The following is a 15,532-nucleotide window of genomic DNA, read 5'->3' on the forward strand; positions in this document are numbered from 1 at the left end:
TGCGGGCGAGATCCGGACCGATTACGTGCCAGGGCGTCGCTGGCTGGTGGAGCGTACGCCAGCGACCCACCGCTGCAAAGGCTATCGCTTGTCAAGATAGGCACACACAAGCCGTGTCCACACTTGACTTCGCTCCGCAACATCTGCCAACACCTCACGGCGACTCCGGTTGCCGTCCACCACCAAGACTTGTCCAGTTACATCAAGTTCGGCCAGCACCCGCAAATAACGGTCACGCGCGGCTACCAGTGCCTCCCTGCGGTGAAAGAGTTCGTCGCGGCCGCTCCTCTTCGCGATTCGTTCCAAACACACATCAATATCGGTATCAACGAAGATCGTAAGATCGGGTTGCCTGATGTGCCGATTCAGCGCGGAGAGCCACTGGAACGCCTCCTCACCTCCTGCCTCGCCCTGATAAGCAAATGATGAAGCCACGTACCGGTCAGTTACGACCCAGTTTCCCTTCGACAGTTCGCCCAGCATCCCGTTCACCGGATTTTCGAGGTGGTCTAGTCGGTCCGCTGCAAACAACAGCGCAAGTATTTCGCTACTGAACTTCAGTCGCTGATCGATGGCCTGACGAATCACCGCGCCGATCGGCCCCGAGGACGGCTCGTGCGTTGGCTCGACACCCACTGACCTGATCCTGAGCCACTCAACTAGGCCACTGATCAACGTGGTCGTACCAGCGCCGTCGACACCTTCGACAGCCACCAAGGATCCCTCTACTATTCGCACCCGCCAAGAGTATCCCGCGCATCGCGTGCCCCCGTCAGCACCGTTCGGCAGAACCCTCACATATGCACCAACACCCGACTAGTATCCGCAATCAAACCAGCTAACGAACACGCCGGAGGCACACCATTCCCGATCCAATACTCGTAGTAGCAGACTGTGCCGATTCATTGATGACTGAGTTGTGGCCATCAGTTTCGTCCGCGACAAATACTCGCGGCGCAAATGACAACCAAACGCGCGAAATATTAAATGTCACCTTGCACCTTCGAAATCCTCGCCGCAGATTTGCAACAACCCGGCACCCCCCAATTAATCCAGCATTCGCAATCGCCGAGCTCATTTGGATCGTTCGCGGGCGAAGAGATGTACAGTTCCTTATTCCTTGGAATTCTCGGCTCCCGAATTTTATCGGTATCGCACCCAACACACCTGGAGCGTACGGGTTCCGTTTGCGCCAACATTTCGGCGTCGACCAATTTTTGGGAATATACCACGCGCTCAGCAAAAACCCGCAGTCCAGGCAAGCTGTCCTTCAAATATGGGATTCACGAACTGACCTGCCTGACGAGACTGGCACACCGGCTTCTGCGGATATTCCATGCTCCATTACATCGATGATCAAAATTGTCAATGGGAGACTAAACTGGACGCAAATAATGAGAAGCAACGATATTATCATGGGCCTTCCCTACAATATAATACAGTGGACTCTACTTCAAGAAATCCTCGCCGGTTGGCTAAATGTCGAAATGGGTACTTACACCCATTTCAGTGACAGCCTCCACCTCTATTCAAGAGACGAAAACACCTATGATTATCGATCCAAATTAGCCGGGGGTCACGACGAAGAAGTACCTGACCTACGTCTTTCTCTAGCCGAATCGGATCAGGTATTCAAAGCACTCGAATCAGCAACGGAAGCCATTGCATTAGAGATGAAACCATCGTCGGTTCATCAAATCATGCAAAGCTTAAGCATTCCCACTGCCTATCAACCGCTAATCGCAATTATCGCCGCCGAAAGGCTACGCAGGCTCGGCTTCCCAAATTTATCAACTGAAATAATTGATGAAAAAACCACGGGGGACCTCCAAACCTGTGCACACAACTGGAACAAAGGACCCCGCAAGCCGTGAATGAACTCACAATCGTGCATATCAGCGATATTCATTTCAACGCAGACGGAGGGAACCTAAGCCCAGAGCGTGCCCTTGAATTAGCATCTAAGGCAATCCGCCAGGAGGATCCCGACTGGGGGAATTCCATCCTCGTATTATCTGGAGATTTCACAACTCGTGGAAACAAAAATGGATTCAACACCGCGAGCCATTATATTCATGAATACCTACTCAGCGACAAGATGAATTTCTCTAGCGTATTAGTGTGTCCAGGAAATCACGACATAACCGACACTGGGTGCTCATTCCATGAATTCAATAAATTCGCGTTCGGAATCACCGACGACTCTGCACAAACATTTACTGCCACCCGAACCATCTGCAGCGTATCCAGGCTTGGATATCGTTTTGTTTTAGTAAACAGCGCCCATCACGGAGATCACACCTACGGCAAGGTCGACCTGGAGCAGTTACGCGATGCGTTAGAAGCATCGACGCCAGACGAACCGATAATACTCGTCGTTCACCATAGCCCGATCTCGAGCCGGTACGGCGGACATGGTCTTGAACATTCATACGAATTACTGACGCTTGCGAGTCATTACAAGGTAGCACTACTGCTACATGGCGATATTCACAGCAATCAGATTCTAACTGTCGGCTCCGCGGGAACCAAAGTTCTGGGCGTCGGCTCTTTAGGATTTCCCCCTGACCCGAACATGAACAACCAGTTCGCAGTATACAAGATTGAAGAAAATACATTCAGCGGAAAACTCTTCAACTTCCAAGCAAATCGCGACATGTTTATACCATCAGATCTGGAGCCAAAGTGACAGATGTTCAAGCAAATGATTTCGGCACCGCCGTTTCCAAATGCAAAGCCCTTTGCCAAACTTCTCCTGTTAACAACCTCCGGATATCTGTGACGTGTGAGATACCGTGCTCGACCGACGGGTTCATCGATCAATATATTAACGACGCAAGGCGCTGGCAGCAGGCAACTCGCCCTCCGGAGCTGCACTTCAATCACGGCGAGTATATTAATAGGCATGGCGACGCCATCCAGAGTGCAATCGAAGAGCTAAAGAAGAAATCAACGTCGAACCGGGCCGTGGTCACTCTGGTCGACAATCAGAATATTGTCACGAGCGGGGATGGACGACTACCTAGTTTGCTGGTAATACAGATCGGCTTGGACGCAGCCGACTCGACCACTCTTTTGATTACGGCATATTTCCGAGCTCTTGAGGTTAGTTCATTTCTTCCTGTCAATTTTGCGGAGCTGCAATTAATCTCCAACCGAGTAGTTAAGGAACTCCCCGTAATTGAGCGCTGTATTTTCACCGTGTTTGCGTTTCGCGCACACTTCGACCGCGGAAACCGGCTCCTACACCGCAGTCAGTTAGATATTTCTCATACCGATGGAACATTGTCCCAGCTGGTATTGGATTCCAAGTTCACGGAAATTGCCGTACTGCTGGAGGATAAATCCCAGACTGAAACCATCATTGATATAAAAGGGATCGACTTCTTGATCACTGAAATGTCGCAACGACACTCAGAATTAACGGAAGTTTGCGACATTCTCCGCATCGCGGCTGCCGACTTAAGGAAAATTCAACAAATTAGATCTAACGGCAGCCATTCCCGAATAATATCCACCACGCAGCGTGAACTGAAAACGAATCTTATGAAATCGGCACAAGAATTTAGAAAGCTGGATCGGAGAATAAAATGAACCTAAATGAACTAACAGAAATCCAGCAGCGTTTTGATCGGTCTCGCGAAACCAATTTTCCTTGGTCGCAACCGGTCACTGCAGATGACCACTCAGCCTTGCTGCACAATACCGTTGGTCTCGCAGGCGAGGTTGGCGAACTTGCGAACCTAGTCAAGAAATTCGATCGAGGCGACTTTCCCTTCGCCAAACTTATTTCCGAGCTTCCAGGTGAGCTCGCCGATATCTTGATCTACGTGATAAAGATCTCATATCAGTCCGGAATCGATCTTGAGGCAGCCATGCTCCATAAATTAGAGGAGAATGAAATCCGTTTTCCCCCACGTTAGCCTGCTTGAAGTTTAATCTGCGGGTCAGTTCGGAGGAAGAAACACCCTCGATTCCATCCGGAGAGGGAGTTCGACGCTGACACTGATCCGTTGGACGTCCAGTCCGGTTCGGTCAGCAGGTGTCAGCGCTTCGCCTCACGGCAGCGCCAACGCGTCGCCCCCCACGACGCACGCTGACGCCAAACGACTCCTCGTCCTGGCCCATCAGGTGGACCAGGACGAGGACGATCGTCAAGCTGCCGAGAACAAGTCGGATCAGTAGCGGTAGTGCTCGGGCTTGTACGGGCCCTCGACGTCGACGCCGATGTACTCTGCCTGCTCCTTGGTGAGCTTGGTCAGCGTGCCACCGAGGGCCTCGACGTGAATCTTGGCGACCTTCTCGTCGAGATGCTTCGGGAGACGGTAAACCTCGTTGTCGTACTCCTCCGGCTTGGTCCACAGTTCGATCTGCGCGATGACCTGGTTGGAGAAGCTGTTGCTCATCACGAACGACGGGTGGCCCGTCGCGTTGCCGAGGTTGAGCAGACGACCTTCGGACAGCACGATGATCGAGTGACCGTCGGCGAAGGTGAACTCGTCGACCTGCGGCTTGATGTTGATCCGCGTGACATCACCGGACTTCTCGAGTCCGGCCATGTCGATCTCGTTGTCGAAGTGACCGATGTTGCCCAGGATGGCCTGGTGCTTCATGGCCTTCATGTGCTCGAACGTGATGATGTCCTTGTTGCCGGTGGACGTGATCACGATGTCGGCCCAGCCGATGGCCTGTTCGACGGTCTTGACCTCGAAGCCGTCCATCAATGCCTGGAGTGCGTTGATCGGGTCGACCTCGGTGACCGCGACGCGAGCGCCCTGGCCACGAAGCGCCTCGGCGCAGCCCTTGCCGACGTCGCCGTAACCGCAGACGAGTGCAGCCTTGCCACCGATCAGGACGTCGGTGCCGCGGTTGATGCCGTCGAGCAGCGAGTGGCGTGTGCCGTACTTGTTGTCGAACTTGCTCTTGGTGACCGAGTCGTTGACGTTGATCGCGGGGAACGTGAGTTCACCGGCAGCGGCGACCTGGTACAGGCGCAGAACGCCCGTTGTGGTCTCTTCGGTGACGCCCTGGACGGACTCGGCGATTGCCGACCACTTGCCCTTGTCGGCCTCGAGGGACTGACGCAACAGAGCCAGGAAGACCTTGTACTCGTCGGAATCCTGATCGTCGTCCGTCGGCGGAACAACGCCGGCCTTCTCGAACTGCGCGCCCTTGAGCACGAGCATGGTGGCGTCGCCACCATCGTCGAGAATCATGTTGGCAGGCTCACCCGGCCACGTCAGCATCTGCTCGGCTGCCCACCAGTACTCCTCGAGGGTTTCGCCCTTCCACGCGAACACCGGAACGCCCTTGGGCTCTTCCGGGGTGCCGTGGGGACCGACGACGATAGCGGCGGCAGCATGATCCTGGGTGGAGAAGATGTTGCACGAAGCCCAACGAACCTCGGCGCCGAGAGCGGTCAGCGTCTCGATCAGAACTGCAGTCTGAATGGTCATGTGGAGCGAACCGGAAACGCGAGCGCCCTTGAGCGGCAAGACCTCTGCGTATTCACGGCGCAGCGCCATGAGGCCCGGCATCTCGTGCTCGGCCAGTCGGATTTCCTTGCGACCGAATTCGGCGAGCGAAAGATCTGCAACTTTGAAGTCGACACCGTTACGGTTGTCGGCCACGGGCGTTGTTGAAACTGAGGTCGTCATCGTCCCTCTCCTGGTTGACGTGCATACTCCACTCAAGGCTATCCGCTCGACCCACGCAGTAGGACATCACCGTGATTGCGGCGAACCTCACACCGTGCCGCGCGCACCTCGAGCAACATCGATGAACGGTCCGAGCAAGGCACCCAGATCCTCCGCCACCGACGCCCCGGACTCGGGCGGCATCGATATATAACTCAGGCCAAGCCTCGCAATTGCCCTGGCCAGGATGCCCGCATCAGCGGCCGACGCCTGAATCCACCCACGCTGAAAACTCTCCGACAACCGAATTGATGCCCGATCGATGATCACGGCGCTGTCCGTCGTGATCAAACGCAACAAATCGGGCTTCGCCTCCCCCGTCAGGAGCGAACGCACCAACGGATCCATCGCGCTGGAGGCAAAGAACGCCCCGAACCCTGACATCAGGGCGTCGACGCTCCGACCCTCGTTTGCTGCAACGGCGTCGTCCACAGCGTCGACAAACCCGTCCGCGAGCCGCAGCGCGTACGCCTGCGCCAAACCCTGCCGCGAACCGAACTCGTTGTAGAGCGTCTGCCGACTGACACCCGCATGCTTGGCCAGAACGGTCAGACTCACCTCGGACCAGTCCCGCTCGGTCAGCAACTCCCGCATCGAATCGAGCACCGCACCGCGCAGCAGCAGACGGGACGCCTCTTTCTGAGGCAAGCGGGTGGGCGTCGACATCATGATGACGACATTACCGCCGCTCCCGCCGACCCATTCAGGCCCGCTCGATCTCCACCATGAAGAAATCACTCTTCGCCGCGCCGCAGTCCGGGCAGCTCCAGTCGTCCGGAATGTCATCCCAGCGAGTACCTGGTTCGATACCGTCGTCTGGCCAGCCTTGCGCCTCGTCGTACTCGAATCCGCACTGCGCGCACTGATACAGCTTGTAGTCGTTCATCATTCACTCTCCTGCCCTTGCCGATACAGCTTCGAAGTCCACCTTTTCCCGGACACCACAGTCTGGGCAGCACCAGTCGTCGTGGACTGCATCCCATGGCGTGCCTGCCGGAAACCCTTCTCGCGGTGCGCCGTTCACTTCGTCGTAGACGTAGTCACACACGGGGCATTTGTAGGCACTCATGCACTCGCTCCGTACCGCGCGAGGATCTTCTCCCGCTTGCCCGGCTGGATATTGACCCGGGTAATATCGCCGCCATAGTGAGCAACGACCTTGGGGTCCATCACTTTTCGCCACAGCGGCGGCACGTAGGCCAGCATGATCATGCTGGCGTAACCACTCGGAAGATTGGGTGCGCCGTCCATGCTCCGGAGCGTTTGATAGCGACGGGTGGGGTTGGCGTGATGATCACTGTGCCGCTGCAGGTGGTACAGGAAAATGTTGGTGCAGATGTGGTCACTGTTCCAGCTGTGCTCCGGCGCGGCGCGCTCGTACCGGCCGCTGGCCAACTTCGTCCGCTTCAGTCCGTAGTGCTCGAGGTAGTTGACCGTCTCGAGCAGGCAGAATCCGAAGACGGCCTGCAATGCGAGGAACGGCAGAATCGACAGCCCGAACACGGCGGCGAGTACAGCGAACAGCACTACCGACATCAACCACGAATGCAGGACGTCGTTGCGAATTGTCCACGGCTTCTTGCCTAATCGATCGAGACGCGCCTTTTCGAGTTCCCACGACGATCGCAGGGATCCCCATACGCTGCGCGGCAGGAAAGCCCAGAAGCTCTCACCGAATCGCGACGACGCGGGATCTTCCGGAGTTGCCACCCGGACGTGATGACCACGGTTGTGCTCGATATAGAAGTGACCGTAGAAGGACTGCGCCAGAGTGATCTTGGACAACCACCGCTCGAGATCGTCCTTCTTGTGGCCGAGTTCGTGTGCCGTGTTGATTCCGATGCCCGCAACACACCCGACGGTGATCGCCACACCGATCTTCGACACCAATCCGAGCCCGCCGTCGATACCGAGCCACGAGAGGTCGGTAGCCGACCACAAGTAGCAAGCCATGACGAGGCTGACCAGCTGGAACGGAATGTAGACGTACGTGCAGTAGCGGTAGTACTTGTCGTTCTCGAGCCTCTCCATGACCTCGTCGGGCGGGTTCTCACCGTCCGGCCCGAAGAAGATATCGAGGACCGGCAACACCAGGTACACGAGTAGCGGCCCGATCCACCACCAGATCGGCGACACGACGCCCAAACCAATGTTGTTGAACAGGGCCACCATTCCCACCGCGATGAAAATCGCGACCGGAGGAACCAAGCCGAGCAGCCAGAGATGCCGCTTCTTGTCTCGCCACTCCCCCGATATCTGATCGGATTCTGCGCTCACGTGTGTCGACACTGCGTGCCTCCTCCATCCGGAACGACTCACGGCTGTGAGTCACTTCACTATGAGGTAGACAATACTGCCAACATTGTAAAAAAACTATACAAATCCTTAAATTTGTACACTCAGTCGATTTCGCCGCGCTCGCGCTTTCCGATCAACGAATGCCGACGGCTGTACGCAAAGTAGATGACCACGCCGAGCGCCATCCAGACGACGAACCTGATCCAGGTCTCCACCGACAGATTGAACATGAGCCACACGCAGGCCAACACCGCCAGAATCGGCACCCAAGGCACGAGAGGAACCCTGAATCCGCGGGGTAGATCCGGACGCGTGCGGCGCAACACCACCACTCCGATCGAGACGAGAACAAAAGCGAACAGCGTTCCGATGTTCACCATTTCCTCGAGCGTGCCGATCGGGAAGAATCCGGCCAATACGGCAACCACCACCCCGACGAGCACGGTGATCCGAACCGGAGTTCCGTGCTTACCCGTCGGCGCCAACCGCCGCGGCATCAAACCGTCGCGCGCCATCGCAAAAAGCACACGAGTCTGCCCCAGCATCAACACCATCACCACGGTTGTGAGTCCGGCGAGGGCACCGAACGAGATCACATTCTTTGCCCACGTGATGTCGTGGAACGCGAATGCCGTTGCCAGATTGGATGTGTCACCCTCGAGCACTGTGTAGTTCACCATTCCCGTGAGCACCAGCGTCACCGCCACGTACAGCACGGTGACGATGAGGAGTGAGCCGAGAATTCCCCGCGGCAGCGCCTTCTGCGGTTCCTTCGTTTCCTCCGCGGTGGTGGCAACGACGTCGAATCCGATGAACGCAAAGAACACCAGGCTCGCCGCTGCAAGGAGTCCGTACCATCCGAACGTGCTGCCGCCTGCGCCCGTGACGTAGGAGAACAACGACTGATGTATGCCCTCCCCGGTGCTGCCGGGCTGCGAGGGCGGAATGTACGGCGTGTAGTTGTCGGTGTCGATGTAGAACATGCCGACGATGATCACGAGCAGCACCACGGCGACCTTGATCGACGTGATCACCAGCGACACTCGCGACGACAGTTTGGTTCCGGTCACCAGCAACACCGTGATGACCGCGATGATCAGCACCGCGCCCCAGTCGAACGAGACCGGACCCAACTCGACGATCGGACTTCGTGAACCCATCACCTCACCGAGGTACAGGGACCATCCCTTTGCGACGACGGACGACGCCAACGCAAATTCGAGGATGAGGTCCCAGCCGATGATCCAGGCGACAAACTCGCCGAACGTCGCGTACGAGAAGGTGTATGCGCTACCGGCGACGGGAACCGTCGACGCGAATTCGGCGTAACAGAGTGCCGCCAGGCCGCAGGCAACAGCGGCGATGACAAACGCCAGCGACACCGACGGCCCGGCGACATTGCCTGCCGTCCGAGCCGTGAGTGTGAAGATTCCTGCACCGATGACCACCGCAACACCGAATACGGTGAGATCCCAGGAGTTCAGATCTTTTCGGAGTTTGGTCTCGGGTTCGTCGGTGTCCTTGATGGACTGCTCTATCGACTTGGTTCGGAACAATTTGGAACGACCGGATCCGGCCTCGTCCTTGATCGCCACTGCCGCCTCCTTAGAGATGGCATCAGCCTAAGCCTGTGCGAGAGGCTTTGTTCAGGGTTTGCGAGTGACCAATTTGTCCAGATCCGGTTCGATGTAGATCACGCGTGCCGCCGGAACAGCAGCACGCACGCGCGCTTCGGCCTCGTCGATTGCGGTCGCGACATCCGAGATGGTCGAACCGAGCGGAACGGCAACCTTCGCCGCAACAAGAATCTCCTCGGGACCGAGGTACTGGGTCTTGCAGTGGATGACTCGTTCGATGCGGGTTCCGTCGACCAACGCGGCCAGGATGAGATCGGTTTCGACGCTGGTCGCGCCTTCCCCGATCAACAGGGATTGCATTTCGACGATCAGGACGATCGCGATGATGCCGAGGAGCACGCCGATGCACAGGGTGCCGATGCCGTCGAAAACCGGATTGCCGGTCACCATCGTCAGGCCGACGCCGCCCAGTGCCAGCACCAGTCCGATCAGTGCGCCGGTGTCCTCGAGGAGGACAACCGGCAGTTCAGGACTGCGCGACGTACGGATGAACGACCACCACGACGCGTTTCCCTTCAGCGGACGAGATTCCTTCATCGCGGTGTAAAAACTGAACCCTTCCAGGCACATGGCGATGACCAGGATGACAACGGCTACAAACGCCGAGTTGAGTTCCTCCGGATGCTGGATCTTGTGAATGCCCTCGTAGATCGCGAACAGTGAACCCAAAGTGAAGAGCACCAGCGCAACCACGAACGAGTAGAAGTACCGATTGCGCCCGTATCCGAACGGGTGCAGTTGGTCGGCTTCCTTCTCGGCCTTCTTCTGCCCGAGCAGCAGCAGTCCCTGATTGGACGTGTCGGCAACGGAGTGCACCGACTCGGCAAGCATCGACGACGACCCGGTGATCAGGAATCCCGCGAATTTGGCTACGGCAATTCCGGCATTAGCCCCCAATGCGGCCAGGATTGCTTTCTTTCCACCTTCTGCCGACACGGTTATCGGCCAACCGTGGCGCTGAAAACCTGTGCCTTTGTGCTTCGGGGAGAGATTGTCGCGATGGGTTCGTCAGCGGAAATCCAGGCTGCGCGGCCACGATCGAGTTCCAGTTCGCCAGTCCCACAGCGCACCGTGACCGAACCCTCGGTGCAGATCAGGATGCGCGGATCCCCAGCCGGAACGACGCTGTCCGTCAGGTCTGCACCCAATTCGATACGCGTGAGCCGAAATTCCGGAGCGGGCGTCGGATAGACGATGTCCGCGCTGCCCGCGTGCGGCGACGGGTCGAGAATCGTGATGTCGGATCCGTTGAAGTCGAGGACCCGAAGCAACTCGGGCACATCGACGTATTTGGGGGTAAGCCCGCCGCGTAGAACATTGTCGGAGTTCGCCATGATCTCGACAGCCAGTCCGTGCAGATAGGCATGCAGGTTTCCGGCGGCCAGGAAGATTCCCTGACCTGGTTCGAGGGTGACCCGGTTCAACAGCAACGCAGCCAGCACGCCGGCGTCACCCGGATACGATTCGCCGAGTTCGAGCGCGGTGCGGATCTCCGCGGCAAATTCCGCGTCTCGCGACGACGCGTAACCGATGCATCCCGCGAGGACGGCCGGCAACAATGTTCCGAGCGCGGTGGACGGCAAGGTTATCCACGTTGTGAACAACGCCCGCAGGCCGTCCGAATCCGGTTGTCCTTCAAGGAGACCGATGTACGGCTCCAGTTCGGGCACCGCCAGTGCGCGCAGCATCTTGACAGTCCTCGTCGGTTCGCGGAATCCCGCGAGCGCTTCGAACGTGCTCAGGGCGACGACCAGTTCCGGCTTGTGGCTGCCGTCCTTGTAATTGCGGACGGGTGCGTCCATCGGAACACCGAGGGCGTTTTCCCGGCGGAAGCCCTCTTCTGCCTGGCGGGCGCTCGGATGCGCTTGCAATGACAGCGGTTCCTCTGCTGCCAACAGCTTGAGCAGGAACGGCAAGCGTTCACCGAAGGCCTCGATGTTCTGCTCACCCAGTTGCCGCGCCGGGTCCCGGCCGAGCACGTCGAGTAACGACTCACTGCCATCGTCGGTGACGACGCGCGCAGGATCGCCCGGATGCGCGCCCAGCCACAATTCCGCCTCAGGATGTGCGGACGGCACGGGAAGCCCACGAAGTTCGGCAATAGCCGTACGTGACCCCCAGGCGTAGGACCGCAGAGCGCCCTCGAGTTCGTGCACTAGCGCGGCCCACCCGTCAACTGCACGTATGCGGACGCCATGTCCACTCTCGATGCCAAGACAAACACCTGTTCCACTTCCGATACCCCCGTATTGGCGCTGTCCTCGTCTGCTGCGATCACCAGATCCGCATCGGCCAGCGCATCCATGCGTCGCACAACCTCGCCGCGTCCCGCTTCCATGGCAAAAACGAATGCCCGAACCGGGTCGATCGGCAACGGGCCGTCGAGCTCCGGATCGTGGAAGAAGGGATCGTGAAAAACCGAATCGGGGGCCCTTGACGGCGGAGCGAAGAGGGCCCGTGCCGCTGCGATCACATCCGACAGTTCACCGGAGGCCGCGGAGCATCCCGATGCCAGAAGCGACGCGCTTGCATAGTCGGCAAGCGCAGTGGCGACCGCGCCGCTGCCGCACACGACCAGTCGGCGATCGCGCATTCTGGTAGCCAAGGATTTGGCTGGATTGTGAAACACCTCGTTGGACAACCCGTCGCTGATGGCTTCGGCGTCGACGGCGTCCGCGATCCGATCGAGGGACGACGGTCCGGCTTCACCCTTGTCGCGGTTCTCGATCGCGGCAACCACGGCAACGAAGACCGCGAGAAAGCGAATCATCGTGTGGCGCGGAGCAGTGAACACACGCGGCGGCAGGGTCATCGTGCGCCCGGCAGCCGCTGCCCTCATCGGTCCCTCTTCGGGAACCGCGACAACAACTTCTGCGCCGCGGCGCACCGCCCCGTCGACGGACTCCACCAGGCGCGGATCCCCCGCGTCGTCTCCCGCAACCACCACGACGTCGAGGGGGCCGACCCACGACGGCGTCCTGTCGAGCAGCACCAGCGGGCACGGCACAGCATTGCCGAGCAGGGCAACCGCGATCCGGGCGGCGTGTCTGGCACCGGCCGATCCCGCGATCAACACGATGCTTCGTGGGCGCAGCCCGGCCAACCGATCGAGCGAGCCTTCCGCGACCGCCGAAGCCGTCGAACGAATCTGTGCGCCCCCCATGGCTACCGAACGCAGTAACCCCTCGGAATCGGCAGCTGACAATGCGTCACTGTCGTCGAGGTCGAGGAGCGGTGTCGGCGCTGTCATCTCACCGCACCCCCTTCTCCGTAACAACTTCTCTCGCAACCAACATCGACCGCAGCACCGCGTGCGCGGATAGTCCCCCAACTATCCCAGGCGGCCGACGCGCCGACAAACCAATCGGGCAGAAAAATGAACTCAGCCTCGAACGATCGCCAGAATCTCGCCGACCAACGCGTCGACGTCGGCCTGCGTCGGAGCTTCGACGTTGAGTCGGAGCAACGGTTCGGTGTTGGATGCCCGCAGGTTGAACCACGCATTACCGGACAAGTTGACCGTGACACCGTCGAGGCGGTCGACGGATTCTGTGCGGTCCGCGAAGGCGGCGAGGACCGCAGCCGTTCGATCGGCCGCATCGGCAACGGTCGAGTTGATCTCGCCGGAAGCGCTGTACCGGGTGTACTCGGCCATCAGTTCAGACAGCGGCCGGTCCTGCTCACCGAGTGCGGCCAGCACGTGCAGAGCAGCCAGCATGCCGGAATCGGCACCCCAGAAATCGCGGAAGTAGTAGTGAGCGGAATGCTCGCCGCCGAAGACTGCGCCCGTTTCGGCCATCTGCTGCTTGATGAACGAATGGCCGACACGGGTGCGGATCGGAACGCCACCCAATTCGGTGACCAGTTCCGGCACGGCATGCGAGGTGATGAGGTTGTAGATGATCGACGCGCCGGGCTCTTTTGCCAACTCGCGCTGGGCAACCAGTGCCGTCACGGCGGACGGGGACACCGGGTCACCCTTTTCGTCGACCACGAAGCAACGGTCCGCGTCACCGTCGAAGGCAAGACCGACATCTGCGCCCGTCTCACGGACGTACGCCTGCAGATCGACCAGGTTGGCCGGATCGAGCGGGTTCGCTTCGTGATTGGGGAACGAGCCGTCCAATTCGAAGTACAGCGGCAACACGTCGAGCGGCATCGGGCCGAAGACGGCGGGCGCTGTGTGTCCGCCCATCCCGTTACCCGCGTCGACGGCAACCTTCATCGGACGCATCTCGGACAGGTCGACCAGCCCACGCAAGTAGCTTGCGTACTCGTCGAGCACATCGCGGCTGCTGACCGCGCCGGCCGGACCGTCGAACTCGGGAACTCCGGAGACGACCTCACCGGAGATGACAGCAAGACCGGTGTCCTGACCGACTGGCTTCGCACCCGCCCGGCACAACTTGATGCCGTTGTACTTCGCGGGGTTGTGGCTTGCCGTGAACATCGCACCGGGGCAGTTCAACAACCCGGAAGCAAAATAGAGCTCGTCGGTGGACGCCAGTCCGATGTGTACTACGTCGAGTCCCTGCGCGACGACACCCTCGGCGAACGCGGCCGACAGCGCGGGTGAGGACTCACGCATGTCGTGCCCGATCACCACGGTCGATGCAGCGCCCTCCTCGTCCCGAACCAAGCGGGCAAACGACGCGCCGACATCGCGGACAAAATCTTCGTCGATCTGCTCACCCACCACGCCACGGACATCGTACGCCTTGATGATTGCAGCAACCGACTCGGCTGTTCGCCCCACTGAATTCATTCTCCTTGTGTGCGCATCCCGTCGGATCTTTCGACCGGGACACTGGAAGTTCGCAAGACGCTGGAAGTTCTGAGCAAGCCTAATGCTTCACGCGTGACTACGGGATGTCAGGCAAAAGCGGCCGGAAGTTCAGGCCGACGGATCCGGCAGAACACGCAGGTGACCGCGACGACCGGTGCGAACCGCGGGAGGCGCGACGGAACGGGCGTCGTCGCCTGCGGACACGCCGGTGTCCTCACGTCCCTTGGCGCGGTCGCCGAAACCTGCCTCACGGACAGCTTCGGCAAGAGCGGTCAAATCGTCTTCGTCCGGAGTGCTGGTCGAGAATCCACCCTCGTACCGGACCATTTCCCAGCCCTTCGGGACCGTGATACGCGACGCATGGTTGTCACACAGATCCCACGAGTGCGGTTCAGCGACGGTCGCGAGAGGACCGACTACCGCAGTGGAGTCCGAGTAGACATACGTCAACGTCGCGACGGCGGGGTTCTTGCACCCGGGGCGGCAGCAGCGACGCAGAGATCTCACAGGTACGGAGCCTAGCCCTCCCCGCGGCGGGAACCTACTCGGACACACCGACGGAGCGTCACTGTCGTAATCTCGACGCCATGTCACGCTCCCCCCGCAGACGGTCGATCACCACCCGTTCGATCGAACGGCACGGCCGCGGCCTGCGCGGACCTTTGTTGCCGCCGGAAGTTCCGGCACGGCGGACACGAGCGGAGAAATTCGATCTCCTCGTGATGGAGGCGTTTGCTCCGGTGGACCTGGCATGGCACGACCGGCTGAAGAAACTCGACATCGCCGTCGACGAGGTTCCGAAGATTTTTGCCCGTGATCCGGATTCGGTGAACTGGCCACCGGAAGTTGTCGCGGACGGACCTGTCCCACTCTCACGTTTGATCCCCGCCGGCATCGATCGCCACGGCAAGACGACACGTGCGCGAATTGTGTTGTTCCGTCGACCGCTGGAGCAGCGTGCCAAGAATCCGGACGAACTCACGGATCTGGTTCACGACGTGCTGGTGCATCAAGTCAGTACGTTCCTCGGCGTCGATCCATCAGTGATCGATCCGACGTTCCCTGAAGAAGACTAGGCACCCGAAGAGGACTAAGTACTCTGCAGGCTAGGGCCG

The 15,532-nt window shown here is 59.2% G+C and carries 17 protein-coding genes; 5 read left to right on the forward strand and 12 right to left on the reverse strand.

Going from position 1 to position 15,532, the window contains the following annotated elements; translation table 11 throughout:
• Positions 1–81: 81 nt before the first annotated feature.
• A complete protein-coding gene (tmk, locus tag C7T36_RS02675) occupies positions 82–798 on the reverse strand; it encodes a dTMP kinase (RefSeq protein ID WP_084703034.1) in 717 nt (238 codons plus the stop codon).
• 110 nt (positions 799–908) lie between these two features.
• Between tmk and C7T36_RS02680 the strand changes: the two genes are divergently transcribed.
• The 4 genes from C7T36_RS02680 to C7T36_RS02695 are packed head-to-tail and all read left to right on the forward strand — an operon-like array spanning position 909 to position 3,923.
• Complete coding sequence (locus C7T36_RS02680) at positions 909–1,874, forward strand: thymidylate synthase (RefSeq protein WP_084703036.1); 966 nt, start codon at positions 909–911, stop codon at positions 1,872–1,874.
• On the forward strand, positions 1,871–2,689 hold the full coding sequence (locus C7T36_RS02685) for a metallophosphoesterase (protein ID WP_045070574.1): 819 nt from the start codon (positions 1,871–1,873) through the stop codon (positions 2,687–2,689). The genes C7T36_RS02680 and C7T36_RS02685 overlap by 4 nt, the downstream gene beginning before the upstream one ends.
• Positions 2,686–3,594, forward strand: a complete 909-nt coding sequence (locus C7T36_RS02690; RefSeq protein ID WP_106939684.1) for a hypothetical protein — start codon at positions 2,686–2,688, stop codon at positions 3,592–3,594. The genes C7T36_RS02685 and C7T36_RS02690 overlap by 4 nt, the downstream gene beginning before the upstream one ends.
• A complete protein-coding gene (locus C7T36_RS02695; protein WP_052683630.1) occupies positions 3,591–3,923 on the forward strand; it encodes a MazG nucleotide pyrophosphohydrolase domain-containing protein in 333 nt (110 codons plus the stop codon). The genes C7T36_RS02690 and C7T36_RS02695 overlap by 4 nt, the downstream gene beginning before the upstream one ends.
• 255 nt (positions 3,924–4,178) lie before the next feature.
• Here C7T36_RS02695 and ahcY read toward each other — a convergent pair whose 3' ends face one another.
• The 11 genes from ahcY to C7T36_RS02750 all read right to left on the reverse strand — a co-directional run bounded on the left by ahcY (position 4,179) and on the right by C7T36_RS02750 (position 14,924).
• The gene (gene ahcY, locus C7T36_RS02700) at positions 4,179–5,657 is read right to left on the reverse strand and encodes an adenosylhomocysteinase (RefSeq protein WP_033231196.1); all 1,479 of its coding nucleotides are present in this window, start codon (positions 5,655–5,657) and stop codon (positions 4,179–4,181) included.
• A gap of 87 nt (positions 5,658–5,744) precedes the next feature.
• The gene (locus tag C7T36_RS02705; protein WP_045070579.1) at positions 5,745–6,365 is read right to left on the reverse strand and encodes a TetR/AcrR family transcriptional regulator; all 621 of its coding nucleotides are present in this window, start codon (positions 6,363–6,365) and stop codon (positions 5,745–5,747) included.
• A 34-nt stretch (positions 6,366–6,399) separates the two neighbouring features.
• The gene (locus tag C7T36_RS02710; protein ID WP_033231503.1) at positions 6,400–6,582 is read right to left on the reverse strand and encodes a rubredoxin; all 183 of its coding nucleotides are present in this window, start codon (positions 6,580–6,582) and stop codon (positions 6,400–6,402) included.
• Positions 6,583–6,585: 3 nt separating this feature from the next.
• Positions 6,586–6,765, reverse strand: a complete 180-nt coding sequence (locus tag C7T36_RS02715) for a rubredoxin (protein WP_084703039.1) — start codon at positions 6,763–6,765, stop codon at positions 6,586–6,588.
• On the reverse strand, positions 6,762–7,985 hold the full coding sequence (locus C7T36_RS02720) for an alkane 1-monooxygenase (protein ID WP_045070583.1): 1,224 nt from the start codon (positions 7,983–7,985) through the stop codon (positions 6,762–6,764). Before C7T36_RS02720 ends, C7T36_RS02715 begins: the two co-directional genes overlap by 4 nt.
• Before the next feature lie 110 nt (positions 7,986–8,095).
• Positions 8,096–9,589, reverse strand: a complete 1,494-nt coding sequence (locus tag C7T36_RS02725; RefSeq protein WP_045070584.1) for an amino acid permease — start codon at positions 9,587–9,589, stop codon at positions 8,096–8,098.
• 51 nt (positions 9,590–9,640) lie between these two features.
• A complete protein-coding gene (locus C7T36_RS02730; RefSeq protein ID WP_033231200.1) occupies positions 9,641–10,567 on the reverse strand; it encodes a cation diffusion facilitator family transporter in 927 nt (308 codons plus the stop codon).
• 2 nt (positions 10,568–10,569) lie between these two features.
• Entirely contained in the window at positions 10,570–11,787 is a 1,218-nt protein-coding gene (gene manA / locus C7T36_RS02735) for a mannose-6-phosphate isomerase, class I (protein ID WP_033231201.1), read from the reverse strand.
• Entirely contained in the window at positions 11,787–12,881 is a 1,095-nt protein-coding gene (locus C7T36_RS02740; protein ID WP_045070585.1) for a hypothetical protein, read from the reverse strand. Before C7T36_RS02740 ends, manA begins: the two co-directional genes overlap by 1 nt.
• Before the next feature lie 132 nt (positions 12,882–13,013).
• The gene (locus C7T36_RS02745) at positions 13,014–14,387 is read right to left on the reverse strand and encodes a phosphomannomutase/phosphoglucomutase (RefSeq protein WP_033231203.1); all 1,374 of its coding nucleotides are present in this window, start codon (positions 14,385–14,387) and stop codon (positions 13,014–13,016) included.
• A 138-nt stretch (positions 14,388–14,525) separates the two neighbouring features.
• Complete coding sequence (locus tag C7T36_RS02750; RefSeq protein WP_033231204.1) at positions 14,526–14,924, reverse strand: DUF3499 domain-containing protein; 399 nt, start codon at positions 14,922–14,924, stop codon at positions 14,526–14,528.
• Between the two features lie 80 nt (positions 14,925–15,004).
• Between C7T36_RS02750 and C7T36_RS02755 the strand changes: the two genes are divergently transcribed.
• The gene (locus C7T36_RS02755; protein WP_033231205.1) at positions 15,005–15,493 is read left to right on the forward strand and encodes a metallopeptidase family protein; all 489 of its coding nucleotides are present in this window, start codon (positions 15,005–15,007) and stop codon (positions 15,491–15,493) included.
• The last annotated feature ends 39 nt before the right edge of the window (positions 15,494–15,532 follow it).

The sequence above is a fragment of the Rhodococcus sp. AD45-ID genome, assembly GCF_003023755.1.
Classification (GTDB): Bacteria; Actinomycetota; Actinomycetes; order Mycobacteriales; family Mycobacteriaceae; genus Rhodococcus_F; species Rhodococcus_F globerula.

Excerpts from the sequence above, each read along its gene's own strand:
- C7T36_RS02680 (WP_084703036.1), top strand. The coding sequence starts at position 909 with ATGACTGAGTTGTGGCCATCAGTTTCGTCCGCGACAAATACTCGCGGC.
- C7T36_RS02695 (WP_052683630.1), top strand. The coding sequence starts at position 3,591 with ATGAACCTAAATGAACTAACAGAAATCCAGCAGCGTTTTGATCGGTCT.
- ahcY (WP_033231196.1), bottom strand. The coding sequence starts at position 5,657 with ATGACGACCTCAGTTTCAACAACGCCCGTGGCCGACAACCGTAACGGT.
- C7T36_RS02705 (WP_045070579.1), bottom strand. The coding sequence starts at position 6,365 with ATGATGTCGACGCCCACCCGCTTGCCTCAGAAAGAGGCGTCCCGTCTG.
- C7T36_RS02710 (WP_033231503.1), bottom strand. The coding sequence starts at position 6,582 with ATGAACGACTACAAGCTGTATCAGTGCGCGCAGTGCGGATTCGAGTAC.
- C7T36_RS02715 (WP_084703039.1), bottom strand. The coding sequence starts at position 6,765 with ATGAGTGCCTACAAATGCCCCGTGTGTGACTACGTCTACGACGAAGTG.
- C7T36_RS02740 (WP_045070585.1), bottom strand. The coding sequence starts at position 12,881 with ATGACAGCGCCGACACCGCTCCTCGACCTCGACGACAGTGACGCATTG.
- C7T36_RS02755 (WP_033231205.1), top strand. The coding sequence starts at position 15,005 with ATGTCACGCTCCCCCCGCAGACGGTCGATCACCACCCGTTCGATCGAA.